Raw genomic sequence first — 26207 nt, 5'->3', positions numbered from 1 at the left:
CCCGCTGGCGGTGGATTTGGTGCGTCACTGCATTGTCATCTTTCTGTCATACAGGATCGCTAGGGTGAGCGCATGAATGATCTGGCCAATTCCAACATGACTACTAATCCCCCCAAGCGAATTGACTTCAATACGCCTGAGCTGCAACGCAAGCGCCGCATTCGCGCGCTCAAAGATCGCTTCACCCGTTGGTACGTCCTCATCGGCGGCCTGGCGGTGCTGGCAGCCATCACCCTGATCTTCTTCTTCCTCGCCTATGTTGTTGCGCCGCTGTTCCAGGGTGCCGACCTGACCGCGAAAGAGTCCATTACACCGGCCTGGATGCAGGACGCTGGCAAGCCACTGATGATCTCGCTCGAAGAGCAGAATCAGGTGGCCATGCGCGTTTCCGACAAGGGCCAGGCGTTGTTCTTCGATATCGACAGTGGCGCTGAATTGAAGCGCGTCGATCTGTCGATCCCGGCCGGCACCACCGTGACCTCCATCGGTGAAGACCAGCCAGGTCACCCGCTGGTGGCCGTAGGTCTGTCCAACGGTCAGGCCCTGGTGTTCCGTCACACCTATAAAGTCAGCTACCCGGAAGGCAAGAAAACCATCACCCCGGCCGTCGAGTACCCGTACGGCGAAACGCCAATCGCGGTCAACGAAGCCGGCGGTGCGCTGGAACACGTCAGCCTCAACGCCAATGATTCGACCCTGATGCTGGTCGGCTCCACCGGTTCGCAACTCAATGTTCTGTCGCTGACCAGCGAAGAGAACATGATGACCGGCGAAGTCACCAACGAGCAGAAACGCATCGAACTGCCGCAAATGACCGAGCCGGTGAAGAATATTTTCGTCGACCCGCGTCAGCAATGGCTTTACGTGGTCAACGGGCGTGCCCAGGCCGACGTGTTCAGCCTGCGCGACAAGAGCCTCAACGGTCGCTACAAATTGCTTGAAGACGGTGAGGCTCAAGTCACCGCCAGCACCCAACTGGTGGGCGGCATCTCGCTGATCATCGGTGACTCCAAAGGCGGCCTGGCCCAGTGGTTCATGGCGCGCGACCCCGATGGCGAGCAACGCCTGAAGCAGATCCGCACCTTCCAGATGGGCACCACGCCTATCGTTGAAATCACCGCCGAAGAGCGCCGCAAGGGCTTCGTTGCCCTCGACGCTTCCGGCAAGCTTGGCGTGTTCCACAGCACTGCCCACCGCACCTTGCTGGTGGAGCCGGTCGCAGAAGGCCAAGGCGTTTTCGGTCTGTCGCCGCGCGCCAACCGCGTGATCGTGGAAGCCGGTGGCAAGTTGCACCCGCTGCTGCTCGACAACCCGCACCCGGAAGTCTCGTGGAGCGCGCTGTGGAGCAAGGTCTGGTACGAGAACTACGACGAGCCTAAATACGTCTGGCAATCGACTGCCGCCAACACCGACTTCGAACCCAAGCTGAGCCTGTCGCCGCTGACCTTCGGTACCCTGAAAGCCGCGTTCTACGCCATGCTGCTGGCCGCTCCACTGGCCGTTGCCGCTGCGATCTACACCGCGTACTTCATGGCTCCCGGCATGCGCCGCAAGGTCAAGCCGGTGATCGAGCTGATGGAAGCGATGCCGACGGTGATCCTCGGTTTCTTCGCCGGCCTGTTCCTCGCGCCCTATGTTGAAGGGCATTTGCCGGGCATCTTCAGCCTGCTGATGTTGCTGCCGATCGGCATCCTGGTCGCCGGTTTCACCTTCAGCCGCCTGCCTGAGTCGATCCGCCTGAAAGTCCCGGATGGCTGGGAAAGTGCGCTGCTGATTCCGGTGATCCTGTTCGTGGGCTGGCTGTCGCTGTACATGAGCCCGTTCATGGAGAACTGGTTCTTCGGTGGCGACATGCGCATGTGGATCTCCCACGACCTGGGCATCACCTACGACCAGCGCAACGCCCTGGTAGTGGGCCTGGCCATGGGCTTCGCGGTCATCCCGAACATCTACTCCATCGCCGAAGACGCCGTGTTCAGCGTGCCTCGCGGTCTGACCCTGGGCTCCCTGGCCCTCGGTGCCACACCGTGGCAGACCATGACCCGCGTGGTGATCCTCACCGCGAGCCCGGGCATCTTCTCGGCGCTGATGATCGGCATGGGCCGTGCGGTCGGTGAAACCATGATCGTGTTGATGGCCACCGGTAACACCCCGGTCATGGAAATGAACCTGTTCGAAGGCCTGCGCACCCTGGCGGCCAACGTTGCAGTGGAAATGCCCGAATCGGAAGTCGGCGGCAGCCACTACCGCGTGCTGTTCCTCTCGGCGCTGGTGCTGCTGTTGTTCACCTTCGTCATGAACACCCTCGCAGAACTGATTCGTCAGCGTCTGCGCAAGAAATACTCGTCGCTTTAAGAAAGGTAGAAGTCTGTGAAACAGAACTCCCTGAAAGGATGGTTCAAGAGCGGCGCCCCCGGCGTCTGGATCAGCGGTGGCGCGGTGTCCATCGCGGTCATCATGACCATTGGCCTGCTGGCAGTGATTGCCGTGCGTGGCCTGGGTCACTTCTGGCCGGCGGATCTGATCCACGCCAGCTATGACGTGCCGGGCCAGGGCCAACACCTGGTCATTGGCGAAGTGGTGCAGAAAGAAGAAGTGCCACGTGCCCGACTGAAGAGCGCCGGCCTGCCGGTGCCTGACGAAGGCCCGGAGTTCATGACCCGCGAGCTGATCAAGGTCGGCAACCGTGATCTGAACGGCAACGACTTCACCTGGATCGTCGGCGAGTGGCTGACCCAGCAAACGACGCCGCCGGAGTTGATGGCCATCGAGCGTCGTGAGTGGGGTAACTTCTACGGTTACCTGGTCAACGTCAAACAGGATGGCAAAGTCATCGCTGAAGGCGAAGCTGCATGGCCTGAGTTGCAGGCCCGTGTCGACCGCGTCAACAAGCTTGCTGCGCAACTGAAGTCACTGGAAAAGAGTGATATTGGTGCGATCAACGCAGGTCTGGAGCGCATCCGTCTGCACGGCCGCAAGCTGGAGCTGGAAGGTAAACTCGACGCAACCGCACAAGCGGACATGGAATCCGAGCGCGCTGAGCTGAACGCCCGCTATCAGGATATCGAAGCACGTCTGACTGACTTGCATGCACAGTTCAACCGCGACGCTTTGACAGCCCGCGACGCCAATGGCAAAGAAATCGAAATCGGTCTGGGCAAAGTGGTTCACGCCTACCAGCCGAACGCCATGAGCACCTTCACCAAGATCGGTTTCTATTTCAGCAAGATCTGGGAATTCCTGTCCGACGACCCGCGTGAAGCAAACACCGAAGGCGGGATTTTCCCGGCGATTTTCGGCACCGTGATGATGACCCTGATCATGGCGATGATCGTGACTCCGTTCGGCGTGTTGGCAGCGGTTTACTTGCGTGAATATGCCAAGCAGAACGCGCTGACCCGAATCATCCGCATCGCGGTGAACAACCTGGCGGGTGTTCCGGCGATCGTTTACGGCGTGTTCGGCCTGGGCTTCTTCGTCTATGTGCTGGGCGGCTCGCTCGACCGTCTGTTCTTCCCGGAAGCACTGCCGGCACCGACCTTCGGTACGCCGGGTCTGCTCTGGGCCTCGCTGACCCTGGCGCTGCTGGCGGTGCCTGTGGTGATCGTGGCCACCGAAGAAGGCCTGGCGCGGATTCCTCGCACCGTGCGTGAAGGCTCGTTGGCCCTCGGCGCGACCAAGGCTGAAACCTTGTGGAAGATCGTGCTGCCGATGGCCAGCCCGGCGATGATGACCGGCATGATCCTCGCCGTGGCTCGCGCCGCGGGTGAAGTGGCGCCGCTGATGCTGGTGGGTGTAGTGAAACTGGCGCCGTCGCTGCCGGTGGACGGTAACTACCCGTACCTGCACCTGGACCAGAAGATCATGCACCTGGGCTTCCACATCTATGACGTCGGCTTCCAGAGCCCGAACGTCGAAGCCGCGCGACCGCTGGTGTACGCCACGGCGTTGCTGTTGGTGCTGGTGATCGCGACATTGAACCTGTCGGCGGTGTACATCCGTAACCACCTGCGCGAGAAGTACAAGGCGCTGGATAGCTGATAACACCCTGTAGGAGCGAGCCTGCTCGCGAAGAAGGTACATCCGACACATTTTCTGTGTCTGAACGACCATCGCGAGCAGGCTCGCTCCTACAGAAAGAATTGTGTAACCGCGGGCCTTGGCCAGTGGCAACCGAACCGAATTTGTTAGCACAGGGAGCCTCCCATGCAGCACGAAGCACATACCCACGGCATCAACATGTCGGCGCTGGGTCGCGACAAACAGAGCCTGAACCTCGAGCAGGAAACCGTAGCCATCGAAGTGCCGGGCCTGAGCCTGTTCTACGGCGAAAAACAAGCGCTGTACGACGTCAGCATGAACATCCCGAAACAGCGCGTGACCGCCTTCATCGGCCCGTCCGGCTGTGGCAAGTCGACGCTGCTGCGTACCTTCAACCGCATGAACGATCTGGTTGACGGCTGCCGCGTTGAAGGCGAGATCAACCTGTACGGCAACAACATCTACCGCAAGGGCGAAGACGTGGCCGAGCTGCGTCGTCGTGTCGGCATGGTGTTCCAGAAGCCCAACCCGTTCCCGAAAACCATCTACGAAAACGTGGTTTACGGCCTGCGCATCCAGGGCATCAACAAGAAGCGCGTCCTCGACGAAGCCGTCGAGTGGGCGTTGAAAGGCGCGGCACTGTGGGACGAAGTCAAGGACCGTCTGCACGAGTCGGCACTGGGTCTGTCCGGTGGTCAGCAGCAACGTCTGGTGATCGCCCGCACCATTGCCGTGGAACCGGAAGTACTGTTGCTCGACGAACCGTGCTCGGCACTCGACCCTATCTCCACGCTGAAAGTCGAAGAGCTGATCTACGAACTGAAATCCAAGTTCACCATCGTGATCGTGACCCACAACATGCAACAAGCCGCGCGGGTGTCCGACTACACCGCGTTCATGTACATGGGCAAACTGGTCGAGTTTGGCGACACCGATACCCTGTTCACCAATCCGGCGAAGAAGCAGACCGAAGACTACATCACTGGTCGGTATGGCTAGTTGAGGCGGCCGCGAGCTACAAGCTGCAAGCGGCAAGAAAGAAGCGGTGCGATTCCAGGACTTGTACATAACTGCTTGAAGCTTGCAGCTTGAAGCTTGCAACTTTCGCGGAGCGAAAAAGATGATTAGTAAAGAAGGCCTTACCCACCACATTTCCGCGCAATTCAACGCCGAGCTTGAGGAAGTGCGCAGCCACCTCCTGGCCATGGGCGGGCTGGTGGAAAAGCAAGTCAACGACGCGGTGACCGCGCTGATCGAGGCCGACTCCGGCCTGGCCCAGCAGGTGCGCGAGATCGACGACCAGATCAACCAGATGGAACGCAACATCGATGAAGAATGCCTGCGCATTCTGGCCCGTCGTCAGCCGGCAGCGTCCGACCTGCGCCTGATCATCAGCATTTCCAAGTCGGTGATCGACCTGGAGCGCATCGGTGACGAAGCGACCAAGATCGCCCGTCGTGCCATCCAGCTGTGCGAAGAAGGCGAAGCGCCGCGCGGTTACGTCGAAGTGCGTCACATCGGCGACCAGGTGCGCAACATGGTCCGCGATGCACTGGACGCCTTTGCCCGTTTCGACGCCGAACTGGCCTTGTCGGTGGCGCAGTACGACAAGATCATCGACCGCGAATACAAGACGGCCCTGCGTGAGCTGGCTACCTACATGATGGAAGATCCGCGTTCCATTTCGCGGGTTCTGAGCATTATCTGGGTGCTGCGTTCGCTGGAGCGTATCGGCGACCACGCGCGCAATATCTCGGAGCTGGTGATCTACCTGGTACGCGGCACCGACGTGCGGCACCTGGGTCTCAAGCGCATGAAGGAAGAAGTCGAAGGAACAACCGGCGAAAGCGCTAATGTTCCGGGCAAAACTGACGATAAGTAAGGTTGCCCAAGTAAAGCGCCCGGCCTTTTGGCCGGGCGTTTTTGTTTGAGCTTCACGAATTCGAAAGGCAGCACCCCGCGAACGAAAAGTCCGGCGTGACTGAAGGTTTTTGGCAATGTGCCATCAGCAAGGCGGTATGCTGGCCGGGATTTTTTAAAGGGGTTTTGGATGAGTAAGGTCAATGTGTTGGTCGTGGACGACGCGTCGTTCATTCGTGACCTGGTGAAGAAGTGCCTGCGCAACTATTTCCCGGGCATGCGGATTGAAGACGCGATCAACGGCAGAAAGGCCCAGGCCATGCTGGCCAAGGAAGCCTTCGACCTGGTCCTGTGCGACTGGGAAATGCCGGAAATGTCCGGCCTGGAACTGCTGACCTGGTGCCGCGAGCAAGACACCCTCAAAACAATGCCCTTCGTGATGGTCACCAGCCGTGGCGACAAGGAGAACGTTGTCCAGGCGATCCAGGCCGGAGTTTCCGGTTACGTCGGCAAGCCGTTCACCAACGAGCAACTGATCACCAAGGTCAAGCAGGCGCTGCACAAGGTCGGCAAACTCGACGCCTTGATCAACGTAGCCGCAACCAAAACCAGCCCTGCCTTCGGTAACGACTCCCTTGCCGCCTTGACCGGTGGCAAGGCACCCGTAGTGACACCAACGGCCGCACCCGCACCGTCCAAAGGCTTGCTCAACAGTCCACCGGTCAAGACGCCTGCGACCTCCTCGGCACCCACCAGTGGCCGTGGCCAGGGTCAACTGCGCTTGCCGAACGGCATCGCGCAATGTGTGATCAAGGCCTTGAGCCTCAAGGAAGCCCTGTTGGTGGTCAAACGCACCGAGACCCTCCCGCAGATCCTCGACAGCGCGGTGCTGGACCTTGAGCAGGGCGACAACGCCGAAATCGCCCGTCTCAACGGTTACCTGCACGCCGTCGTGGCCCACGAACCGAAGCCCGACAGCGACTGGCTGCAACTGACCTTCCGCTTTGTCGACCAGGATGCGCAGAAGCTCGATTACATCTCCCGCCTGATTGCGCGTGGTACGGCGCAGAAGCACTTTATTCCTGGCGCTTGATATAGGGCCGCCTGACAGTCCGCTTTCGCGAGCAGGCTCGCTCCCACATTTGTAATGCGTTCTCTTGTGGGAGCGAGCTTGCTCCGGGCGGCGATCCGACGATGGGGTCATCACGTTTACCGCACATCTGCTGAACACCTTTTCTGAAACAACTGCCGACTACCCGGGTCCATTGCAGCTGCTAGGCTCAATCCCAGATCTCACTCGACAGAATCCTTGCTCATGTTCACGCGCCTGCTGTTTTTATGTGGCTTGTTCATGGTCGCCACCTCGGCCGTGGCCATGACCATCTACAAGTCCAAGGACGCCTATGGCGTGGTTTCCTACAGCGACCGCCCCAGCAAAGGCGCCCAGGTGTTCGTTTTTCGCGATGGCATGGTCGAGCACCTTGAGCGTCAGGTGCGCCTCATCATCATGAAGAAGAACGGCGTGCACAGCGTGTACGTGCGCAATGACCTGTATGCGCCGGTAGAAGTCGAATTGAGTTTTGCCGGGGTGAAAAACGCCAGCGGCGTGCCGGGCGGGACGATTCGGCGGGTGATACCGCTACGCAGCAGCGTTCGTCTGGCGCGGCTCACGGCGACTAAAAGCGGGAGGCCCCTCGCATACGTCCCGAAGTTCAAATACTCCCTGGGCGACCCCTCTGGGCCCACGGTGGGCTATCGGTACCCGTTGCCCTGGCGTGGTGGACCATTCCGGATCAGTCAGGGCGCCAATGGCCCCTACAGCCACTTCGGGCCCAGGAGCCGATATGCCATAGACATCGCAATGCCTGAGGGCACGCCGATCATTGCCGCGCGAGGCGGGGTGGTGGTGAAAACCGAGAACAGGCAGAGCGGGCGCGGCACCGACGCTTCCGGCAATTTCGTGCGGGTGCTGCACGATGACGGGACCATGGGTGTTTACCTGCACCTGAAGAAAGGTTCGGTCTGCGTTCGGGAAGGTCAGCGGGTAACGGTAGGCAGTGCGTTGGCGTTGTCCGGCAACACCGGCAACAGCACCGGGCCGCATTTGCACTTCGTGGTGCAGCGCAATACCGGGCTGGGGCTGGTATCGATTCCGTACCAGTTCAACCAGCCGGTGGGTGCGCTGCCCAACTTTGCGTTGGGCGGGAAGTGAAGTTTTCGGTGATCAACTGTGGCGAGGGGGCTTGCCCCCTCGCCACAAAAGGCCCTTCAGCCGCAGATCAATCCAGCATCAACACCTTGGCCAGAACGATCTTCGGCCCTTTCATCTTCTTGATGATGATCCGCAGGCCTTCGACTTCCAGCACTTCTTCCTCTTCCGGAACGCGCTTGAGGCTCTCATAGACCAGCCCGGCAAGGGTTTCGGCTTCGACGTGGTCGAGGTCGATGCCCAGCAACCTTTCAACCTTGAAAAGTGGTGTATCGCCCCGCACCAGCAGCTTGCCCGGCTGATACGCGAGGATCCCGCGTTCGGCCTTGCGGTGTTCGTCCTGGATGTCGCCGACCAGCACTTCCAGCACGTCTTCCATGGTCAGGTAGCCGATGATGTTGCCGTCGGCCTCTTCGACCACGGCGAAGTGCGAGCCGCCCTTGCGGAACTGCTCCAGCAACTGCGACAGCGGCATGTGCCGTGACACGCGCTCCAGCGGGCGGGTCAGTTCGGCCAGGTTGAACGACTCGGGAATGTGGTCCAGCGCCGCCAGTTCCAGCAGCAGATCCTTGATGTGCAGCAGGCCGACGAACTCCTGGCGCTCGCTGTCGTACACCGGGTAGCGGCTGAACTTGTGGCGACGGAACATCGCCAGGATCTGTTTGAGCGGCGCGTTGAACTCCAGGGTCACCAGGTCTTCGCGGGAGTTGGCCCAGTCGACCACTTCCAGTTCACCCATTTCCACTGCCGAGGCCAGCACGCGCATGCCTTGGTCGCTCGGGTCCTGGCCGCGGCTGGAGTGCAGGATCAGTTTCAGTTCTTCACGGCTGTAGTGATGCTCGTGATGCGGGCCGGGTTCACCTTGCCCCGCAATGCGCAGGATAGTGTTGGCGCTGGCGTTGAGCAGGTAGATGGCCGGGTACATGGCCCAATAGAACAGGTACAGCGGCACGGCGGTCCACAGCGACAGCAACTCGGGTTTGCGGATGGCCCAGGATTTGGGGGCCAGTTCGCCGACCACGATGTGCAGGTACGAAATGATGAAGAAGGCGGTGAAGAACGAGATGCCTTTGACCACTTCGGCCGACTCGACGCCGACTGCGCTCAACACCGGCTCAAGAATGTGGGCAAACGCGGGTTCACCGACCCAGCCCAGGCCCAGGGAGGCGAGGGTGATACCCAATTGGCAAGCCGACAGGTAAGCATCGAGCTGACTGTGCACGGTGCGCAGGATGTGCCCGCGCCAGCCGTTTTTGTCAGCGATGGCCTCGACCCGGGTCGAGCGCAATTTGACCATGGCAAATTCCGCCGCAACGAAAAATCCGTTGAGCAAAACCAGGATCAGAGCAAAAAGAATCATGCCGAAGTCGGCGAAAATTGTAGCGAGGGTCAAGCCAGGGGAAGGGTCCATGATGGAGTTTTGCGGGTTCCGTATATTCGAGTGGGAAGTAAAAAACCGCGCCTGAAAGGCAGGCACAAGTCAGCCAATGTAGCGGCTGACCGGCCAGTTGCCTAGTGGCGCGTGCTGGCCGGTATCAGTCAGCGGTGCTGATAACCCGTGATTTGGTGACCTGGGCCGGGGCAAAGTGGCAGGTAAAGGTACTGCCGTGGCCCGGCACGCTGCTGATTTCCATGCGTGCCCGATGTCGTAACAAGACGTGTTTGACGATCGCCAGCCCCAGGCCGGTGCCCCCGGTGTTGGAGTTGCGGCTGGAGTCGACGCGATAGAAGCGTTCGGTCAGGCGCGGCAGGTGTTTGTTATCGATGCCGATCCCGGAATCCTGCACGCTCAGGTGCGCCCCCTGGTCATCGCCCCACCAGCGAATACGGATATTGCCTTCGGCCGGGGTGTATTTCACCGCGTTGAACACCAGGTTGGAAAATGCGCTGCGCAACTCCGCTTCGCTGCCCTTGAGCAGAATCGTCGGGTCGGCTTCCAGGGTGATGTTCTGGTTTTTCTGGCCGGACAACTGCTGCGCGTCACTCTTGATCGATTGCAGCAAGCCGTCGATCGGTACCGGCTGGTTGTCCGACGGATAATCGGTGGCTTCCAGCTTGGCCAGCAACAACAGGTCGTTGAGCAGGGTCTGCATGCGTCCGCCTTGTTGCTGCATCTGCTGCAAGGCACGGCCCCAGCGCGGGTTCACCTCGTCGACGTTGTCGAGCAAGGTTTCCAGGTAACCGCAGATCACCGTCAACGGTGTGCGCAGTTCATGGGAAACGTTGGCGATGAAGTCTTTGCGCATTTGCTCAAGCTGATGGATGCGCGTCACATCGCGCACCAGCATCAAGTGTTCGTTGTTGCCGTAACGGGTGATGTACAGCTGAATGCGCACGCGGTCGTTGGTTGGCGAAGGGATTTCCAGCGGCTCAGCGTAGCTGTCTTGCTCGAAGTATTCCTTGAAGCGCGGATGGCGCACCAGGTTGGTCACCGGTTGGCCGCTGTCCTGTGGCGTCTTGAGGCCCAGCAGAGTTTCGGCGGCGCGGTTCCACCATTCCAGGTTGCCGTCGGTGTCGAGCATGATCACCGCATCCTTGAGCGCGGCGGTGGACTCCTGAACCCGGTCGATCACCGCTTGCAGGCGCCCGCGTACCCGTTGGTCGCGGCGTTGCAGGTGGTAGATGCTGTCGAACACCTCGCCCCACAGGCCGTAGCCGTCGGGTGGCGCTTCATCGGGTTTGTGCAGGCGCAGCCACTCGTGCAGACGCAGCAATTGCTTGAGGGTCCAGGCCAGGTAAAGACCCAGGCCTGCGGCGAGGCTCCAGCCGTAATAGCCGGTAATCAGGCCGATCACCAGGCAGGCGGTGACCAGCAGCAGCATGTGGCGAATCAGGGTGCCATGCCAGTTTTGGTTCACTTGACGCGCGTCCTTGTCAGCTTGTCGGGCGGTAAAGGTCCGGGTCAGGCTTTGGTAGAAAAGCGGTAACCGGTGCCGCGCACGGTTTGTACCAGATTTTCGTAAGCATCGCCGAGGGCTTTGCGCAGGCGACGAATGTGCACGTCGACGGTACGCTCTTCAACGTAGACGTTGCCGCCCCAGACCTGATCCAGCAACTGGCCACGCGTGTAGGCGCGCTCCTGGTGGGTCATGAAAAATTGCAGCAGGCGGTATTCGGTCGGGCCCATCTCGGCAGGACGGCCGTCGATGGTCACCCGGTGGCTGATCGGGTCCAGCAGCAGGCCGCCGACTTCGATTGGCGCCTCGCCATCGGTCGGGCCGGCACGGCGCAGCACGGCCTTCAGGCGCGCTACCAGCTCACGGGGGGAAAACGGCTTGGTGATGTAGTCGTCGGCGCCGACTTCCAGGCCCTGGATCTTGTTGTCCTCTTCACCTTTGGCAGTGAGCATGATGATCGGGATGTCCCCGGTCAATTCATCACGCTTGAGACGACGGGCCAGCTCGATGCCGGACGTGCCGGGCAGCATCCAGTCGAGCAGGATCAGGTCCGGTTTGCGGTCGACGATAATGGCGTGGGCCTGCTGGGAGTTTTCAGCCTCCAGGCAGTCATAGCCGGCCATTTCCAACGCAACGGCGATCATTTCGCGAATAGGCGCTTCGTCGTCGACGATCAGAATGCTCCTGCCAACCATGCCCTTAATCCTCTTGTCATTTAACTGTCTTGCGCCGCATTAGATAACGGAATTATTGCAGTCGTGTGACAGTATTTTAGTCGGTCGGCGATTGGTGGGATCCTGGGCTAAGCTTTAAGTCCGAATCCTGACAACCACAAAAGGAAGGTTTCCATGAAGCAAATCTCGCAATCCTTCAAGGCTCTGCTACTGGTTGCGGCGTTTACCTTGCCGACCATGGCCTTCGCGGCTGAGCCGGCGATGATGAAAGACGGCATGATGGTCGACCATAAGGGCATGACCTTGTACACGTTCGACAAGGACACTGGCGGCACGTCGGTATGCACCGGTGAGTGTGCAAAACACTGGCCGCCGCTCAAGGCTGAAGCGGGTGCCAAGGCTGAAGGTAAATGGACAGTCGTCCAGCGTGACGATGGCACGATGCAATGGGCCTACGACGGCAAGCCGCTGTACTACTACGACGACGACAAGAAGCCCGGAGACAAGACGGGCGACATGAAGAACAAGGTCTGGCACGTCCTCCAAGGGCCGAAGATGTAAGACATCTCATGTAGGAGCGAGCCTGCTCGCGATGAGCGTGAACGATTATGCGGGCCGTCTGGATAACCGCGTCGTCTTCAAATTCATCGCGAGCGGGCTCGCCCCTACACACGATATGGCGTTAACGCACTGCGTAATCCAAAACAATCCCCACAAAAATCGCCAACCCTGCCCAATGGTTGTGTAAAAACGCCTTGAAGCAACGCATGCGGTCCCTGTCGCGGGTGTACCAGAACTCCCAGGCAAAGCAGCCCGCGGCCGCCAGTAATCCAAGGTGGAACCAGCCACCGAGGTCGAACTTCGAACCCGCCAGCAACAGGCAACCCAGCGCCAGCCCTTGCAGGGTCAGGATGATCGCCCGGTCCGCGTCGCCGAACAGAATCGCCGTGGATTTCACGCCGATCTTCAGGTCGTCATCGCGGTCGGTCATCGCGTAATACGTGTCGTAACCCACGGTCCACATCAGGTTGGCGATCCACAGCAGCCATGCGACAGCCGGCAGTTCACCGGTTTCTGCGGTGAACGCCATCGGCATCCCCCACGAAAATGCAGCGCCCAGCACCACTTGCGGGTAATAGGTGTAGCGCTTCATGAACGGGTAACTGAACGCCAGCGCCAGGCCGCCCAACGACAGCCAAATGGTCGCGGCATTGGTGCACAGCACCAGCAGGAAACTCACGCCCATCAGCAGCGCGAAGAATACCAGTGCCTCTTTGGAGCTGATCTTGCCGCTCACCAGCGGCCGCTGCTCGGTACGCTTCACATGACCATCGACCTTGCGGTCCGCCCAGTCGTTGATCACGCAGCCGCCAGCGCGAGTCAGCACCACGCCAAGGACGAAAATCACAATATTGGCCAGGGAGGGCGAACCCTTGCCGGCAATCCACAGCGCCCACAGCGTTGGCCAGAGCAGCAGGTAAATGCCGATCGGCTTGTCCATGCGGGTCAGCTGAATGAAATCCCAGGCCCGAGGGTTCAAGCGGTTCAAGGACTTGAGCAGGCTTTGGTACATCAACGGTTCTCCGATTGGGCGCAGGCGGCGTCCCACAGGGAAGGCAGGAAAATTTCGGCCACCAAAACGCTCAAGGCACCGCGGTCGAAGCGCGAGCGGCGGCCCCACAGTCCAGGCGATTGCACCTCGGCGGGCAGCCACGCTTGCGGATAATGGCAAACCTCGATGGCCCGGCGCTGGAAGGCCTGATCGCAAAACAGCAATTCGCCCAGCGAGCGGCTGCCCAGTTCGTCCATGTGCAAGCCGTCGCCTTGCAATGCACTGCGTGACGCCACGCTGCGCGCAAACACCCACGCCTGGCCATGACCACGCAAATACACCTCGCGGACCCAGCCCTCACTGCCATCGGCCAGGTCCAGTGCTGCGCATTCGTCGGCACGCAGGGGCTGCCAGCCTTCGAACATCGGCGAGACGCTGAAGGCGTCATTCGACAGATGAATCAGACGTCTGGTCAGCGAGCCTTCGTCGAACAGCCAGTCGAGGGTGGAGGCATCGGGGAGGGGCGCCAGTTCGCTGCGCGAGAGCCAGAGAGGAGCTGGAGAGGGGGATTCTGTGTGATGCACAATGAGTCATTATTGGCAGCAAATGAGGCGGCGAGCTTAACATGTCAGCCGCCGATATCGATTGAAATGGCCTGCCGTTGCGCCGAACAGGCTTGCATCCGATGGCTCCGATCAGTACAAAACGCGCTGAGTTGGACGGCAGTGCTACAACCATCGACCGTCCGGCCGGCAAAACGCCTGAACCCTGAGGAAGTACCTGATGAAAAAGTGGCAATGTATCGTCTGCGGCCTGATCTACAACGAAGCCGACGGTTGGCCGGATGACGGCATTGCGCCGGGCACCCGTTGGGAAGACGTCCCGGCAGATTGGCTGTGCCCGGACTGCGGTGTGGGCAAAATGGATTTTGAAATGATCGAAATCGCTGCCTGAATAATTGAGGAGTAAGGAATGAACGCACCTGTCGTAATCATTGGCACCGGCCTGGCTGGCTACAACGTGGCCCGCGAGTTTCGCAAACTCGATAGCGAAACCCCGCTGCTGCTGATTACCGCCGATGACGGGCGCTCCTACTCCAAGCCGATGCTCTCCACCGGCTTCGGCAAAAACAAGGATGCCGACGGCCTGAGCATGGCCGAACCCGGCACCATGGCCGAACAGCTCAAGGCTGAAATACGTACCCACACGCGCATCAGCGGCATCGACCCAGGCCACAAGCGCTTGTGGATCGGTGAAGAAGCGGTGATCTACCGCGACCTGATCCTGGCCTGGGGCGCCGAAACCGTGCGTGTCCCCATTGAAGGCGACGCGGCGGACTGCGTGTTCCCGATCAACGACCTGGAAGACTACGCACGCTTCCGTGCGGCGGCGACCGGCAAGCGTCGCGTGCTGCTGCTCGGCGCCGGCCTGATCGGCTGCGAGTTCGCCAACGACCTGACCCTGGGTGGCTACGAAGTGCAGCTGGTTGCGCCGTGCGAACAGGTCATGCCGACCCTGTTGCACCCGGCGGCCGCCGCTGCGGTGCAGGCAGGCCTCGAAAGCCTTGGCGCTCGCTTCCACCTCGGGCCGGTGCTCAACCGCCTGCAACGCGTGGCTGACGGCCTGGAAGCGCACCTGTCCGATGGCCAAGTGATCCCGTGCGACGTGGTGGTCTCGGCCATTGGCCTGCGTCCACGCGTTGATCTCGCGGCTGCGGCCGGTCTGCAGGTCAACCGCGGCATCATGGTCGACCGGCACCTGAAGACCTCCCACGCCAACATCTACGCCCTGGGCGACTGCGCCGAGGTCGACGGGCTGAACCTGCTGTACGTGATGCCCCTGATGAGCTGTGCGCGAGCGCTGGCGCAAACCCTGGCCGGCAACCCGACCGCTGTCAGCTATGGCCCGATGCCGATCACCGTCAAGACCCCGGTCTGCCCGTTGGTGGTGTCCCCGCCGCCACGTGGCGCAGAGGGCATCTGGACAGTCGAAGGGCAGGGCGCCGACATCAAGGTTTTATGCCGCGATGCCGCGGGCAAGCTGCTCGGTTACGCCCTCACCGGTGCCGCCGTGATGGAAAAACTGGCCCTGAACAAAGAGCTTCCGGCCCTGTTGGCATAAATACCGGTCGTTCTGTCGGAATCACCCCCCTTTTGCCCTAACAATGGCCGCGCCGATACTGGCGCGGGGCCTCACTGCGTGCCATCCTCACTCCCGTCTGCCGCAGAGTAGAGCACCTGCGGCGCTTTGGGCGCTGCTCCATAGAGAGCAGCACGGACATAACAACAACAAACCGTCAAAGGGGCTTCACTCACATGCGTAAACCAGACCTCGCTGCAGCCATTGCTGAAAAAGCAGACCTCACCAAAGAACAAGCCAACCGCGTTCTCAACGCCGTTCTTGAAGAAATCACCGGTGCCCTGCACCGCAAAGACAGCGTGACGCTGGTGGGCTTCGGTACCTTCCTGCAACGCCATCGCGGTGCCCGCACCGGCAAAAACCCGCAAACCGGTGAACCCGTCAAAATCAAGGCCAGCAACACCGTTGCTTTCAAGCCTGGGAAATCGTTGAAAGACAGCGTTAATCCGTAATCCGTTTTCACCTCCCGCGTAGCGGGGGAGTGGAATAAAAAATGGGCACGCCAACCAGGGTTGGGTGCCCATTTTTTGTGGGTGCGAATCAGCCAAGCCCGCTTTGTTGCTTGGCGAGAACCGCCGCCATTTCCGGCTCATCCAGATGATCCAGCGCCCGCTCTACCAGCAAATGCGTACCCTCAGCCACGCGACTGATCGCCAGGGCTACTGAGCGGTGTGAGCCGTCTACATCATCGGCCAGGTCAGCGGCGATGGCGCTGATGGACAGCAGATCTTCCGAGGCGTTGGCCAGGAGTGCTTCGGTGTTGATGTCCGGGCAGACGCTGAAGAGTTGGCCGCTGTGTTTCGTTGAGCTCCTACAGAATGTGTTTCGTTTGGTGTAGGAGTGGTGTGTGGAGTGGTCTTGAAGGAAGTTTTGATAATTGTGACTTGGTGGTCATCGTGAGGGTAATAGTTCTGATCTTCTTCTAACGCAAGCAGATACTGGTGTTATCGCCTGAAGCCGTTAAACTGCCCAAGCCGTTCATTTTCCTTCTGAGGCTGTGCGCATGAAATTTCGTTTTCTGCTGTGGATGCTGGGTTTGTTGATGGGTAAGGCTAGCCGGTCCAATCCGGCGTTTCAGCAGCAGTTGGGTGACAAGGATCTGGTGTTCCAGCTGCAGACCCTGGACGGGAAAGTGGCGCGACATTTCCGCGTGAAGGACCAGCGCATCACCAGTCAATCGGGTGTGCATGCCGAACCTGCATTTGCGATTGCCTTTAAAGACGCCGCGTACGGCTTTGCCACGATGCAGGCGAAGAACAAGCAACTGGCGTTCATGACGGGGATTCAGGACAAGTCGATTCAGATCAAGGGCAACCCCGCGCTGGTGATCTGGTTCCAGGGGTTGACCAAGTATTTGAAGCCGAAGAAGGTGTAGGAGCGAGCTTGCTCGCGAGAAACTCAAGCCCCCCGCGGTTATCCAGGATGCACGCGTCATCGTTGACGACTTTCGCGAGCAAGCTCGCTCCTACACGGTTTTGGTGATCCTTGTGGGAGCGAGCTTGCTCGCGATGTTTTTCAGCCTTGAGTGAATTGCGATGCCAATTCGCGCAGCAGCATCTCGGCTTCCAGCACTTTGCTTACCACGTCGTTGGCTTTTTCGCGGCTCAGGCCGAGGCGTTCGAGCAGGGCGTCGGGGATGTCTTCGTCGGGGCCGGAGCCGATGTTACGGCTGCGCAGCAGGCGCACGGCCAGGCAGACCAGGTTCGGGTACTCGGCGTAGGCGCCGTCGTAGGCTGGGTCGTGCTGGAAGCGCAGCGCTGTGGACAGTTCTTCGGGCATGTCCCAGTGGCGCATCAGCCATGCGCCGATCTGTTCGCGGCTGATACCCAGCAGGTGTTGCTCGATGTAGCTGTGGCACAGGTGCGGGTTGACCTCCAGGTGACGGCAGATCAGCGAGAAGTGCGGCGGGAACACATGGGCCAGCAGCAGGTAGCCGAAGTTGTGCAGCAGGCCGGCGAGGTAGGTCAGGCCGGCTTCCGGACGCTGGGCGCGCGGCATGGCGCGGGTCAGGCCTTCGATGACGGCGGCGGTGTAGATCGATTGCTGCCAGTACGGGGTGGAGTGTTGCGGGTGGTCCTTGGGCAGGCTCAGGGTTTTGCCCAGGGCCAGGCCCAGCGCCAGGTTGATCACCAGGTCGAAGCCCAGCACGCGCACGATGGCGTCTTCAACGGAGCGGATCTTGCCCGGCGACGCGTAGTAGGGCGATGCCGCCCAGCTCACCACTTGTGCGGCCAGCGCCGGGTCGGTTTCGACCACGCCGGTGATGTCGTCGATGGTGGCGTTGGGGTCGACGCGCAGCTTGATGATTTTTTGCGCGGTTTCGGCCAGCGGCGGAATTTCGATGGTCGCTTCCAGACGCTGCTGGATACGCCGTGCGGTGAACGCCTGGACGGCCTGGGTGATTTCCTCGCGGTCGTCATCGGGGCGGTCGAGGTTGGGACGGATGCTGGTCAGGTTTTCGCCGAAGTTGGCGGCGCTGGCCTTGGTCAGCATGGTCGCCTTGAAGTCTTCGCTGGTGATTTCCAGCAGCACGCCCGGCTCACCGGAGTTGATCAGCAACTTCGGCTCGCGCAGCAGGCTTTCGTCATACAGGCACGGTGAACTGGTCAGCGCCGGCAAGCCCGGCAGCAAGCTGAGATTGTGCTTGCCGAGCATTTTTGTCAGGCGTTCGGTGGGTACGGCGGCGAGGCGGCGACCGGTGAGTTCGGTCAGGCGATTGAGGTCCAGCAATTGGCTCTGCGGGAACAGCACCATCAATACGCCAATGCTGTCATCCAGGAGAACAGCCTGCACTTTGCGCGCGGCATTGAGACCGTGACGGTCCAGCACCTCTTCGTAGGCAATGCCCAGCTTGCCCAGCATCAGCCGAATAACCGACGGAGCGTGCGGGGTGTCGGGTGCGAAGGCAACGTCGGTCATGGTCTGTATCCGGACTTAAACAATTGCAGGAGTATAACCAGCTTGCTTGGGGCCACGCCTCAGAAACCGTGACGGTTGTCACACTTGGCCGTATTGTTGGCCATGACGCAGCCATCGATCGAGTAGCGGGCTGACGTGGGTCGGCCAGCGCTCGAGCAATGCCTGGGCGGCATCCCGCACGGCGGGCAGCAAATCGGCATCGCGCATCAGGTCGGCGACCTTGAATTGAAGTAACCCTGTCTGCCGGGTGCCGAGCATTTCGCCGGGGCCGCGCAGTTCCAGATCCTTTTCGGCGATGACGAAACCATCGTTGGTTTCACGCATGATGCCCAGGCGCTGGCGGCCGATCTGCGACAGCGGCGGATGGTAGAGCAGCACGCAATGGCTGACGGCGCTGCCCCGGCCGACGCGGCCGCGCAACTGGTGCAATTGCGCCAGGCCCAGGCGTTCAGGGTTCTCGATGATCATCAGGCTGGCGTTGGGCACGTCCACGCCGACTTCGATCACCGTGGTCGCGACCAGCAATTGCAGGTTGCCGGCCTTGAATTCGGCCATCACCGCGGCTTTTTCCGCAGGCTTCATGCGGCCGTGGATCAGCCCGACCTTCAGTTCGCCGAGGGCGGCGGTGAGGTCCTCAAAAGTGGTTTCGGCGGCCTGGCAGGTCAGCTCTTCCGACTCTTCGATCAGCGTGCACACCCAATAGGCCTGACGCCCTTCGGCGCAAGCGCTGCGCACTCGCTCGATGACTTCGACCCGCCGGGTGTCGGTGATCAGCACGGTGTTGACCGGGGTTCGGCCGGGGGGCAGTTCGTCGAGGATCGAGGTGTCGAGGTCGGCGTAGGCACTCATGGCCAGCGTGCGCGGAATCGGCGTGGCGGTCATGATCAACTGGTGCGGGCACATGCGCCCGCCGACGCCTTTCTGCCGCAAGGCCAGACGCTGCTGTACGCCGAAACGGTGCTGTTCGTCGATGATCACCAGCGCCAGGTTCTTGAATTGCACTTCGTCCTGGAACAGCGCGTGGGTGCCGACCACCATCGGCGTGCCGCTGGCGATTTGCTCCAGCGCGGCGACGCGGTTCTTGCCCTTGAGCTTGCCGGCCAGCCACGCGACTTCGATGCCCAGCGGTTCGAGCCAGCGCTTGAAGGTGATGAAGTGCTGCTCGGCGAGAATCTCGGTGGGCGCCATCAGCGCGACCTGATAACCGGCCTCCAGCGCTTGCAGTGCGGCAAGGGCGGCGACCACGGTTTTGCCGGCGCCGACATCGCCCTGGATCAGTCGCAGCATCGGTTCGTGCTGGCTGAGGTCATAGGCGATTTCGTTGCCAACTCGCTGCTGGGCACCGGTCGGGCTGAAGCCGAGGTTGGCCAGGTATTTGGCTGGCAGCTTGGTAGCTTTGGGTATCGCGGGCGCACGCAGGGCGCGCATGCTTTCACGAAGGCGCTGTTGCGACAGTTGATGGGTCAGCAGTTCTTCGAAAGCCAGACGGTGCTGTGCCCAGTGGTGACCGAGGGCCAGTTCATCGACGTCGGCATCGGCGGGCGGGTTGTGCAGGTAGCGGATCGCATCGGCCAGCGGCGCCAGTTGGTAGTCGCGGGCCAGTTCGCTCGGCAGCCAGTCGGGCAGGCTGCTGGGGCCGAGCAGGGTGAGGGTCTGCATGCACAACTGGCGCAAGCGCTGTTGGGTCAGGCCTTCGGTGAGCGGGTAGACCGGGGTCAGGGTTTCATCCACCGGCGGCGGTTCGTCGCCGGTGATGGCGCGGTATTCCGGGTGGTAGATCTCCAGCCCCGAAGCACCAGGCCGTGCCTCGCCGTAACAACGAATCCGCGTGCCGCGTTTGAGGCCTTCCTTTTGCGCGTTGCTGAAATGGTAGAAGCGCAGGCTCAAGCCCCCGGTGCCATCCTGCAACCGGACTACCAGGCTGCGCCGACGCCCCATGACCACATCGGCACCGCTGACAGTGCCTTCGATGACCGCATCCTGACCGGGCCGCAGTGCGCCGATCGGCACCACGCGAGTGCGGTCCTGATAACGCAGGGGCAGGTGAAACAACACGTCCTGGAGGTTTTCCAGGCCGACCTTGGCCAGTTTCTCGGCCATGGCTTCACCGACACCCTTGAGTGCCGTTACCGACACTTGCGACAACTCGCCCATGACCGTTGCTTAGCCCGCAGCGACTTGCGCCGCTGGCTTGGCCACCGAGCACAGGCGAATGGAGTCGGCGAGGATTTCAATCGCTTTCGGGCGCGGGAAGCTGGCGCGCCAGGCAATGGCCACGGTGCGGAACGGTACGGGTGCCGACAACGGACGCACCTCGATCACGCCCGGGGCGTAGTGATGGCTGTCGACCGCCGACAACGGCAGGATCGAAATCCCGAGACCCGAGGCGACCATGTGGCGAATGGTTTCCAGGGAGCTGGATTCCACGGTGGTGTGCTTGGCGCCGTCGTTGCCTTTGGTCAGGGTCGGGCAGGCTTCCAGTACCTGGTCGCGGAAGCAGTGGCCTTCGCCGAGCAGCAACAGGCTCTTGTCATTGAGCAGGCTGGCGTCGATGGATTCCTTTTGTGTCCACGGGTGCTGCGCCGGCATCAGCACGTAGAACGGCTCGTCGTAGAGCTGCAGGGTCAGAACGTCGGCTTCATTGAACGGCAGGGCGATGATGATCGCGTCGAGCTCGCCGTTGCGCAGTTTGTCGCGCAGCACGTGGGTGAAGTTTTCTTCGATGTACAACGGCATCTGCGGGGCGACCCGGTGCAGTTGTGGAATCAGATGCGGAAACAGGTACGGCCCGACGGTGTAGATCGCGCCGACTTTGAGTGGGGCGGTCAGCTGGTTCTTGCCGGCCTGGGCCAGTTCGCGGATGCCTTGGGCTTGTTCCAATACCTTTTGGGCCTGGGCCACGATGCCTTCGCCGACCGGCGTCAGGCGCACGGCGCTTTTGCTGCGCTCGAAAATCAGCACACCGAGTTCGTCTTCAAGCTTTTTCACACCCACCGACAGGGTCGGCTGGCTGACGTGGCAACGCTCGGCCGCGTGGCCGAAATGCTGCTCTTGGGCGAGGGTAACGATGTAGCGTAATTCTGTGAGGGTCATAGCAAGCGTCCATGTAGTTGCGGGCCAAGCATACCGGCTGCAATCGATAGACGCACGTTATCAGACTGAGTGTGTCGAGTGACACCGGGTAATCCCAGTTTGCCGCTGGCAGATATGCAAAAGGCACCTTTCGGTGCCTTTTGGGCTTGGAACGCGAGCTTCCTGCTGGCAGAAATCTCTGTGGGAGCGAGCTTGCTCGCGATGAGGGCCCAGCATTCGACATCTGCGTTGAATGTTAGACCGCTATCGCGAGCAAGCTCGCTCCCACAGGGGCAGTACTGTTTTAACGGCGGCGTTTTTCCAGCGAATAAACAAACGGTGCAACGATTTCGATGGAGCCATTGGTCAGCATGTCGGCCGGTGGCTTGGGCAGCGGTTGGGCGCGACGGATCATTTCCAGAGTGGCCCGGTCCAGATCGGCAGTGCCCGAGGCGCCTACCAGCTCAAACGACAACACATTGCCTTCGGCATCCACGACGAAACGCAGACGGTTCATGCCTTCCTTGCCCCGCGCCTGGGCACTTGCAGGGTACTTTTTGTACTTCTGCAGGTGTGCCAACAGCGTGCCTTGCCAACTGGCCTTGGCCGCCAATTGAGCAGGCGATGGGCCCGGCGCAGGCTGGGCGGATTTCTCCGTTGGTGCCTGAGTCTGTTGCGTTTCGGCAGGCTTTTCCTCGGCCGGTTTTTCCTTCGGCGGTTCGGGTTTTTTCTCTACCGGCTTGGGCGGTTGCGGCTTCGGCTTGGGTTTGACCGGCTTGGGCACGGCAATTTCAGCTTTCGGCGCTTCAGCGAGCTTGGGTATCGGCAGTTCTTCAACCGGAGCCGGTGGCTGCGGCGGGGTGACGACCTTCGGCGGAGCAGGCGGTGGCGGGGCAGGAACCGGTGCCAGTTCGACCATCATTGCCTGAGGGGGCAATTCGATGGGCGGACGGGCGGACCAGTTCAACGCCAGCGCGATGGCCAGCGCGTGAACGCCCAGCACCACGGCCAGGCTACCGCTGTAACGCGTCAGCTTATGGCGCGTCGTGATCATTTCTTGGCTGCCGTCTCGAGTCCGACCAGACCTACCTTCAGGTAACCGGCGGAACGCAGGTTGTCCATCACGCTCATCAGATCGCCGTAATCCACGCCTTTGTCGGCCTGGAAGAAGATTGTCGTGTCTTTCTTGCCCTGGGTCTTGGCGTCGAGGGTGGCGCCGAGTGCGTCGGCCTTCACTTCGTCTTCACCAAGGAACAGGCGCTGGTCAGCCTTGACACTGAGGAATACCGGTTTCTCTGGCCGCGGAGCCGGCTTGGCGGTCGAGGCGGGCAGGTCGACCTTGATGTCCACGGTGGCCAGCGGGGCCGCCACCATGAAAATGATCAACAGCACCAACATCACGTCAATGAACGGCGTAACGTTGATTTCGTGGTTTTCGGACAGATCGTCGTCTGCCCCTTCTTTCAAATGCAGGCCCATGGCCGATTACCCCACTTTCACCATGTGCGGTTGCGAGCTGCGCTCAGGCTGGTGGTCGAGGTCGCGGCTGACCAACAGCAGGACCTGTGCCGACGCGTCGGACACCTGAGCCTTGTAACCGGCGATGGAGCGGGCAAAGACGTTGTAGATCACGACCGCAGGGATAGCTGCAACCAGGCCCAGCGCGGTAGCCAGCAGGGCTTCGGCGATACCGGGGGCGACGACGGCGAGGTTGGTGGTCTGGGTCTTGGCGATGCCGATGAAGCTGTTCATGATGCCCCACACGGTACCGAACAGGCCGACGAACGGCGCGGTGGAACCGATGGTGGCCAGCACGCCGGTGCCGCTGCTCATGTTGCGACCGCAGGCCGCGACCAGGCGCTCAAGACGGAAGCTGACGCGTTCCTTGATGCCTTCTTTCTCGCGGCTGTTGACCGACAGGCGCATCTCTTCAAGGGCGTCATGTACCAGCAGGTTGGCCAGGGTGCCTTCCTTCGCCGCGGTGGCGCTGGCTTCCTTGAGGGAGGCGGATTTTTTCAGTTGGGCGATTTCACCGCGCAGACGACGCTTGGCGCCCATCAGCTCAAGGCCCTTGGCGATCCAGATGGTCCAGGTGATGATCGAGGCGATGGCCAGGCCGATCATCACGATTTTCACGATGATGTCGGCATTCTTGTACATGCCCCACGGCGACAGGTCGTGGGCCATGCCCAGGGTGTTGTCGGCTTCGAGGACTTCAGGGACGTCTTCGCCCAACGCTTCTGTCGGTGCGGCCTGGGCAGGATCGGTCGCGGCCGGAGCAACGGCCGGGGCGGCGTGATCGGCCGGAGCAGGCGCGGTGGCGGCTGGTGTGGCTGGCGCCTGGGCATCGGCGAAAGCGGCGACTGGCGCGAGCATCAGGCTGAAGAACAGGGCGGCCACCGCGCTCCAGGCGCGAGGTCGTTTGGTTGGCGAAGCGGAGAGTTGATTGCGTGTCATGCTGGCCGGACCTGAGAGAAAAAACGGGTGATGTTCTTCCAGGCCTCGAAGGCCGAGAACAAAAGTGGGGAGGCATTATTGCAAGTAATTCTTGTTAACAGAAGTAATAGCGTCTCTTTTTTTCCTGCATTACTAGCCGCCTGTCTGTTGCCGGCGCTAGTCTGTGGCTTTCCGATGGGAGTTTTCTGATGTCTGCGCCTACTGTTTTGATCGCCGGCTGCGGTGATGTCGGCAGCCGCCTGGCCACACAATTGCTGGCGGCGGGATGGGAGGTCCATGGTCTGCGACGCGACGTTTCGCGCCTGCCCAAGGGCGTCATCGGCGTGGCCGGTGACCTGTTCAACAAAGACTGCCCGGACACTTGGCCAATCGGCGCCGTGGATTACCTGGTGTATTGCGCGGCGGCCACCGATCACGACGAAGCCGGTTACCGCGCTGCGTATGTTCAGGGTCTGGAGCATGTGCTGGAGTGGCTGGACGACTACGGGCAGATGCCCAATCGCCTGTTGTTCGTTTCCAGCAGCAGTGTCTACGGTCAGCAGAATGGCGAATGGGTCGACGAGGCTTCACCGGCCGTGCCGGCGGGCTATTCCGGACGTGTGATGCTCGAAGCCGAGCAACTTGCCCTCAAGAGCGGCATTCCGGCCAGTATCGTGCGCCTGACCGGCATTTATGGTCCCGGCCGTGAATGGCTGCTGACCCAGGTGCGCCGGGGTTATCGCGTGGCGGTCGAGCCACCGTTGTATGCCAATCGGATTCATGCCGACGATGCCGCAGGGTTGATCGCGTGTCTGCTTGAGGCGGATCGGCGTGGGGTGGCGCTGGATGATGTCTACATCGGCGTCGATGATGCGCCGGCAGCGCTGGCCGATGTGGTGGGCTGGTTGCGCGAATATCTGGGTGTGACCGAATGGGCCGATGACGACAGCGTGCGTCGCACTGGCAGCAAGCGCTGCAGTAATGCGCGGGCCAAAGCGTTGGGCTGGACGCCGAAGTATCCGAGTTTTCGCGAGGGGTATGCGGCGATCATTGAAGGGCGCTGCTGACTTCCAGGCACCGTAAACACCTGTGGGAGCGAGCTTGCTCGCGATGGCGGCATAACAGTCAACGATAATGTTGGATGTTATGGCCTCATCGCGAGCAAGCTCGCTCCCACAGTGTTTCGTGGTGCTTTCAAGGGACGCTTATTGCTTCTCCAGCAACCACTTGCGATCACCCGGCGTGTATTGAGGCATCTCGTCCGCCTGCGCCGTGTTCACGGTCTGGAAAATCTCCAGCTCTTTGCCCTTGCGCGCAAAGATCCAGGCGTTGCCCTGGCCATTGAGTTGCAGCCACATGTTGTCATTGCCGCCGCTCATGGATGCGCAATCGCCGGCCAGGCACAACGCATAACGGTCGCTGCCCGGCAGGCCGGTCACCTGGCCGTCGGCCTGGAATTGAACCGTGTTGCCTTCGCCCGGGCCGTTGACGATTGTCCAGCCGCCGCCCATGTAGGCTGAATACAGGGCGCGTTCGAAGGTGGCACCCATCGGTGCGCCATCCGGTACCTGGATCTGTACGCGGTCGAAGACTTGCTCAGGCTCATTGTCGCTGGCGGACTGGCTCAGTTGCTTGCCGTCACGCTTCAGTTCACTGGCCGAGCTGCCATAAAAGTCGACTTTCCAGGCGCCGGACTCTTCACCCAGCAGCTTGCCATCGACATTTTCAAAACCGTTGGTGTAGCGGGCCTGACCGGCCTTGGTGTTGATGTCCCATTCCAGGTTCGGGCCATAGGCCTGGAGCGCTTCACGCAGGGGGACGCCTTTGGCGGCAGCATCGATCGCCACCTGGTTGATCCAGGTGCCGCTGATGTCACGGTCGGCAGGGTTGCTGGCACATCCGCCCAGGAACAGGGCAAGCAGCGAGAGAACAAGCGCGTTGCGCATGGTGGAATCCTTTCAAGCTTTCTTTACAGCAGAGCAGTCGGCGCAGCCCGAGGCTGCGCCGTACGCATTACTCGATGACCAGGATGGCATCCATTTCGACCTGCGAACCCTTTGGCAGGGCGGCTACGCCGATGGCGGCGCGTGCAGGGTAAGGCTGGTCGAAGTACTTGCCCATGATCTCGTTGACCTTGGCGAAGTGGCTCAGGTCGGTGAGGAAGATGTTCAGCTTGACGATGTCCTTGAACGAACCGCCGGCAGCTTCAGCCACGGCCTTGAGGTTCTCGAATACCTGGACGGTCTGGGCTTCGAAGCCTTCAACCAGTTCCATGGTTTTTGGGTCCAGGGGAATCTGACCCGACATGTAAACGGTGTTGCCAGCCTTGATCGCCTGGGAGTAAGTACCGATGGCGGCCGGGGCCTTGTCGCTGGTGATAACAGTCTTGGTCATGTAGGACTCCTTGT

At 60.9% G+C, this 26207-nt stretch carries 25 protein-coding genes and 1 pseudogene; 12 read left to right on the top strand and 14 right to left on the bottom strand.

The annotated features are described in order from the left end of the window. Positions 1-321: 321 nt before the first annotated feature. The 6 genes from J4D25_RS24985 to J4D25_RS24960 all read left to right on the top strand — a co-directional run bounded on the left by J4D25_RS24985 (position 322) and on the right by J4D25_RS24960 (position 8113). Positions 322-2355: an ABC transporter permease subunit gene (locus J4D25_RS24985; protein WP_198530250.1), complete on the top strand. Its 2034-nt coding sequence runs from the start codon at positions 322-324 to the stop codon at positions 2353-2355. Between the two features lie 15 nt (positions 2356-2370). After that, positions 2371-4041: a phosphate ABC transporter permease PstA gene (gene pstA, locus J4D25_RS24980; RefSeq protein WP_057712723.1), complete on the top strand. Its 1671-nt coding sequence runs from the start codon at positions 2371-2373 to the stop codon at positions 4039-4041. A 165-nt stretch (positions 4042-4206) separates the two neighbouring features. Continuing rightward, positions 4207-5040, top strand: a complete 834-nt coding sequence (gene pstB, locus J4D25_RS24975; RefSeq protein WP_007971742.1) for a phosphate ABC transporter ATP-binding protein PstB — start codon at positions 4207-4209, stop codon at positions 5038-5040. Positions 5041-5161: 121 nt separating this feature from the next. Further along, on the top strand, positions 5162-5923 hold the full coding sequence (gene phoU, locus J4D25_RS24970; RefSeq protein ID WP_057712724.1) for a phosphate signaling complex protein PhoU: 762 nt from the start codon (positions 5162-5164) through the stop codon (positions 5921-5923). 168 nt (positions 5924-6091) lie between these two features. Then, the gene (locus J4D25_RS24965; protein WP_057712725.1) at positions 6092-6994 is read left to right on the top strand and encodes a response regulator; all 903 of its coding nucleotides are present in this window, start codon (positions 6092-6094) and stop codon (positions 6992-6994) included. Between the two features lie 222 nt (positions 6995-7216). Next, positions 7217-8113 (top strand): peptidoglycan DD-metalloendopeptidase family protein, encoded by an 897-nt coding sequence (locus J4D25_RS24960; protein WP_057712726.1) that lies wholly within the window; start codon positions 7217-7219, stop codon positions 8111-8113. Positions 8114-8180: 67 nt separating this feature from the next. Here J4D25_RS24960 and J4D25_RS24955 read toward each other — a convergent pair whose 3' ends face one another. The 3 genes from J4D25_RS24955 to phoB form a co-directional block, all read right to left on the bottom strand. After that, the gene (locus tag J4D25_RS24955) at positions 8181-9521 is read right to left on the bottom strand and encodes a hemolysin family protein (protein ID WP_007975205.1); all 1341 of its coding nucleotides are present in this window, start codon (positions 9519-9521) and stop codon (positions 8181-8183) included. A gap of 124 nt (positions 9522-9645) precedes the next feature. Next, complete coding sequence (phoR, locus tag J4D25_RS24950; protein WP_219733298.1) at positions 9646-10932, bottom strand: phosphate regulon sensor histidine kinase PhoR; 1287 nt, start codon at positions 10930-10932, stop codon at positions 9646-9648. An 80-nt stretch (positions 10933-11012) separates the two neighbouring features. Further along, positions 11013-11702 (bottom strand): phosphate regulon transcriptional regulator PhoB, encoded by a 690-nt coding sequence (gene phoB / locus J4D25_RS24945; protein WP_003229608.1) that lies wholly within the window; start codon positions 11700-11702, stop codon positions 11013-11015. A gap of 153 nt (positions 11703-11855) precedes the next feature. Between phoB and J4D25_RS24940 the strand changes: the two genes are divergently transcribed. Further along, positions 11856-12242 (top strand): hypothetical protein, encoded by a 387-nt coding sequence (locus tag J4D25_RS24940; RefSeq protein ID WP_057712728.1) that lies wholly within the window; start codon positions 11856-11858, stop codon positions 12240-12242. Positions 12243-12363: 121 nt separating this feature from the next. On the opposite strand, the gene ubiA is transcribed toward J4D25_RS24940, so the two are convergent. Together ubiA and J4D25_RS24930 are read right to left on the bottom strand one after the other, a co-directional pair. Continuing rightward, positions 12364-13254, bottom strand: a complete 891-nt coding sequence (gene ubiA, locus J4D25_RS24935) for a 4-hydroxybenzoate octaprenyltransferase (RefSeq protein WP_057712729.1) — start codon at positions 13252-13254, stop codon at positions 12364-12366. Continuing rightward, entirely contained in the window at positions 13254-13817 is a 564-nt protein-coding gene (locus tag J4D25_RS24930) for a chorismate lyase (protein ID WP_057712730.1), read from the bottom strand. The genes ubiA and J4D25_RS24930 overlap by 1 nt, the downstream gene beginning before the upstream one ends. Positions 13818-14016: 199 nt before the next feature. On the opposite strand from J4D25_RS24930, the gene J4D25_RS24925 reads away from it, so the two are divergent. The 3 genes from J4D25_RS24925 to J4D25_RS24915 all read left to right on the top strand — a co-directional run bounded on the left by J4D25_RS24925 (position 14017) and on the right by J4D25_RS24915 (position 15824). After that, complete coding sequence (locus J4D25_RS24925) at positions 14017-14187, top strand: rubredoxin (protein ID WP_007995385.1); 171 nt, start codon at positions 14017-14019, stop codon at positions 14185-14187. A gap of 18 nt (positions 14188-14205) precedes the next feature. Continuing rightward, entirely contained in the window at positions 14206-15354 is a 1149-nt protein-coding gene (locus J4D25_RS24920; RefSeq protein ID WP_057712731.1) for an NAD(P)/FAD-dependent oxidoreductase, read from the top strand. A 194-nt stretch (positions 15355-15548) separates the two neighbouring features. Beyond that, entirely contained in the window at positions 15549-15824 is a 276-nt protein-coding gene (locus tag J4D25_RS24915; protein ID WP_003195589.1) for an HU family DNA-binding protein, read from the top strand. A gap of 88 nt (positions 15825-15912) precedes the next feature. Here the strand turns inward: J4D25_RS24915 and J4D25_RS24910 are convergent. After that, a pseudogene (locus tag J4D25_RS24910) lies at positions 15913-16173 on the bottom strand (DUF6124 family protein); the annotation flags it as partial. 202 nt (positions 16174-16375) lie between these two features. Here J4D25_RS24910 and J4D25_RS24905 point away from each other — a divergent pair. Then, positions 16376-16747 (top strand): hypothetical protein, encoded by a 372-nt coding sequence (locus J4D25_RS24905; RefSeq protein WP_057712732.1) that lies wholly within the window; start codon positions 16376-16378, stop codon positions 16745-16747. Positions 16748-16887: 140 nt separating this feature from the next. On the opposite strand, the gene J4D25_RS24900 is transcribed toward J4D25_RS24905, so the two are convergent. The 6 genes from J4D25_RS24900 to exbB all read right to left on the bottom strand — a co-directional run bounded on the left by J4D25_RS24900 (position 16888) and on the right by exbB (position 23820). Further along, positions 16888-18291, bottom strand: coding sequence for an aminoacyl-tRNA deacylase and HDOD domain-containing protein (locus J4D25_RS24900; RefSeq protein WP_057712733.1), 1404 nt, complete (start codon positions 18289-18291; stop codon positions 16888-16890). Between the two features lie 78 nt (positions 18292-18369). Next, entirely contained in the window at positions 18370-20445 is a 2076-nt protein-coding gene (gene recG / locus J4D25_RS24895) for an ATP-dependent DNA helicase RecG (RefSeq protein WP_057712734.1), read from the bottom strand. 9 nt (positions 20446-20454) lie between these two features. Next, the gene (locus J4D25_RS24890; RefSeq protein ID WP_008047093.1) at positions 20455-21384 is read right to left on the bottom strand and encodes a hydrogen peroxide-inducible genes activator; all 930 of its coding nucleotides are present in this window, start codon (positions 21382-21384) and stop codon (positions 20455-20457) included. Between the two features lie 283 nt (positions 21385-21667). Next, a complete protein-coding gene (locus J4D25_RS24885) occupies positions 21668-22417 on the bottom strand; it encodes an energy transducer TonB (RefSeq protein ID WP_015097375.1) in 750 nt (249 codons plus the stop codon). After that, entirely contained in the window at positions 22414-22842 is a 429-nt protein-coding gene (gene exbD, locus J4D25_RS24880) for a TonB system transport protein ExbD (protein WP_057712735.1), read from the bottom strand. Before exbD ends, J4D25_RS24885 begins: the two co-directional genes overlap by 4 nt. Positions 22843-22848: 6 nt before the next feature. Then, the gene (gene exbB / locus J4D25_RS24875) at positions 22849-23820 is read right to left on the bottom strand and encodes a tonB-system energizer ExbB (RefSeq protein WP_057712736.1); all 972 of its coding nucleotides are present in this window, start codon (positions 23818-23820) and stop codon (positions 22849-22851) included. Between the two features lie 188 nt (positions 23821-24008). Between exbB and J4D25_RS24870 the strand changes: the two genes are divergently transcribed. Next, a complete protein-coding gene (locus tag J4D25_RS24870) occupies positions 24009-24866 on the top strand; it encodes an SDR family oxidoreductase (RefSeq protein ID WP_057712737.1) in 858 nt (285 codons plus the stop codon). 138 nt (positions 24867-25004) lie between these two features. Here J4D25_RS24870 and J4D25_RS24865 read toward each other — a convergent pair whose 3' ends face one another. Beyond that, positions 25005-25745: a hypothetical protein gene (locus J4D25_RS24865; protein WP_057712738.1), complete on the bottom strand. Its 741-nt coding sequence runs from the start codon at positions 25743-25745 to the stop codon at positions 25005-25007. Positions 25746-25812: 67 nt separating this feature from the next. Beyond that, the gene (locus J4D25_RS24860; protein ID WP_003229509.1) at positions 25813-26193 is read right to left on the bottom strand and encodes a RidA family protein; all 381 of its coding nucleotides are present in this window, start codon (positions 26191-26193) and stop codon (positions 25813-25815) included. Positions 26194-26207 lie beyond the last annotated feature (14 nt).

The sequence above is a fragment of the Pseudomonas sp. GW456-L13 genome (assembly GCF_017350115.1).
In the GTDB taxonomy this organism is placed as follows: Bacteria; Pseudomonadota; Gammaproteobacteria; order Pseudomonadales; family Pseudomonadaceae; genus Aquipseudomonas; species Aquipseudomonas jessenii.
The sequence above is the reverse complement of the archived record's forward strand: the minus strand, read 5'-3'. Positions and strand labels throughout refer to the sequence as shown.

Excerpts from the sequence above, each read along its gene's own strand:
- recG (WP_057712734.1), bottom strand. The coding sequence starts at position 20,445 with ATGGGCGAGTTGTCGCAAGTGTCGGTAACGGCACTCAAGGGTGTCGGT.
- J4D25_RS24965 (WP_057712725.1), top strand. The coding sequence starts at position 6,092 with ATGAGTAAGGTCAATGTGTTGGTCGTGGACGACGCGTCGTTCATTCGT.
- exbD (WP_057712735.1), bottom strand. The coding sequence starts at position 22,842 with ATGGGCCTGCATTTGAAAGAAGGGGCAGACGACGATCTGTCCGAAAAC.
- phoB (WP_003229608.1), bottom strand. The coding sequence starts at position 11,702 with ATGGTTGGCAGGAGCATTCTGATCGTCGACGACGAAGCGCCTATTCGC.
- phoU (WP_057712724.1), top strand. The coding sequence starts at position 5,162 with ATGATTAGTAAAGAAGGCCTTACCCACCACATTTCCGCGCAATTCAAC.
- J4D25_RS24955 (WP_007975205.1), bottom strand. The coding sequence starts at position 9,521 with ATGGACCCTTCCCCTGGCTTGACCCTCGCTACAATTTTCGCCGACTTC.
- J4D25_RS24905 (WP_057712732.1), top strand. The coding sequence starts at position 16,376 with ATGAAATTTCGTTTTCTGCTGTGGATGCTGGGTTTGTTGATGGGTAAG.
- J4D25_RS24915 (WP_003195589.1), top strand. The coding sequence starts at position 15,549 with ATGCGTAAACCAGACCTCGCTGCAGCCATTGCTGAAAAAGCAGACCTC.
- exbB (WP_057712736.1), bottom strand. The coding sequence starts at position 23,820 with ATGACACGCAATCAACTCTCCGCTTCGCCAACCAAACGACCTCGCGCC.
- J4D25_RS24900 (WP_057712733.1), bottom strand. The coding sequence starts at position 18,291 with ATGACCGACGTTGCCTTCGCACCCGACACCCCGCACGCTCCGTCGGTT.
- J4D25_RS24960 (WP_057712726.1), top strand. The coding sequence starts at position 7,217 with ATGTTCACGCGCCTGCTGTTTTTATGTGGCTTGTTCATGGTCGCCACC.
- J4D25_RS24925 (WP_007995385.1), top strand. The coding sequence starts at position 14,017 with ATGAAAAAGTGGCAATGTATCGTCTGCGGCCTGATCTACAACGAAGCC.
- phoR (WP_219733298.1), bottom strand. The coding sequence starts at position 10,932 with ATGCTGCTGCTGGTCACCGCCTGCCTGGTGATCGGCCTGATTACCGGC.
- ubiA (WP_057712729.1), bottom strand. The coding sequence starts at position 13,254 with ATGTACCAAAGCCTGCTCAAGTCCTTGAACCGCTTGAACCCTCGGGCC.
- J4D25_RS24920 (WP_057712731.1), top strand. The coding sequence starts at position 14,206 with ATGAACGCACCTGTCGTAATCATTGGCACCGGCCTGGCTGGCTACAAC.
- J4D25_RS24885 (WP_015097375.1), bottom strand. The coding sequence starts at position 22,417 with ATGATCACGACGCGCCATAAGCTGACGCGTTACAGCGGTAGCCTGGCC.
- J4D25_RS24940 (WP_057712728.1), top strand. The coding sequence starts at position 11,856 with ATGAAGCAAATCTCGCAATCCTTCAAGGCTCTGCTACTGGTTGCGGCG.
- J4D25_RS24890 (WP_008047093.1), bottom strand. The coding sequence starts at position 21,384 with ATGACCCTCACAGAATTACGCTACATCGTTACCCTCGCCCAAGAGCAG.
- J4D25_RS24865 (WP_057712738.1), bottom strand. The coding sequence starts at position 25,745 with ATGCGCAACGCGCTTGTTCTCTCGCTGCTTGCCCTGTTCCTGGGCGGA.
- J4D25_RS24870 (WP_057712737.1), top strand. The coding sequence starts at position 24,009 with ATGTCTGCGCCTACTGTTTTGATCGCCGGCTGCGGTGATGTCGGCAGC.
- pstB (WP_007971742.1), top strand. The coding sequence starts at position 4,207 with ATGCAGCACGAAGCACATACCCACGGCATCAACATGTCGGCGCTGGGT.
- J4D25_RS24860 (WP_003229509.1), bottom strand. The coding sequence starts at position 26,193 with ATGACCAAGACTGTTATCACCAGCGACAAGGCCCCGGCCGCCATCGGT.
- J4D25_RS24985 (WP_198530250.1), top strand. The coding sequence starts at position 322 with ATGCAGGACGCTGGCAAGCCACTGATGATCTCGCTCGAAGAGCAGAAT.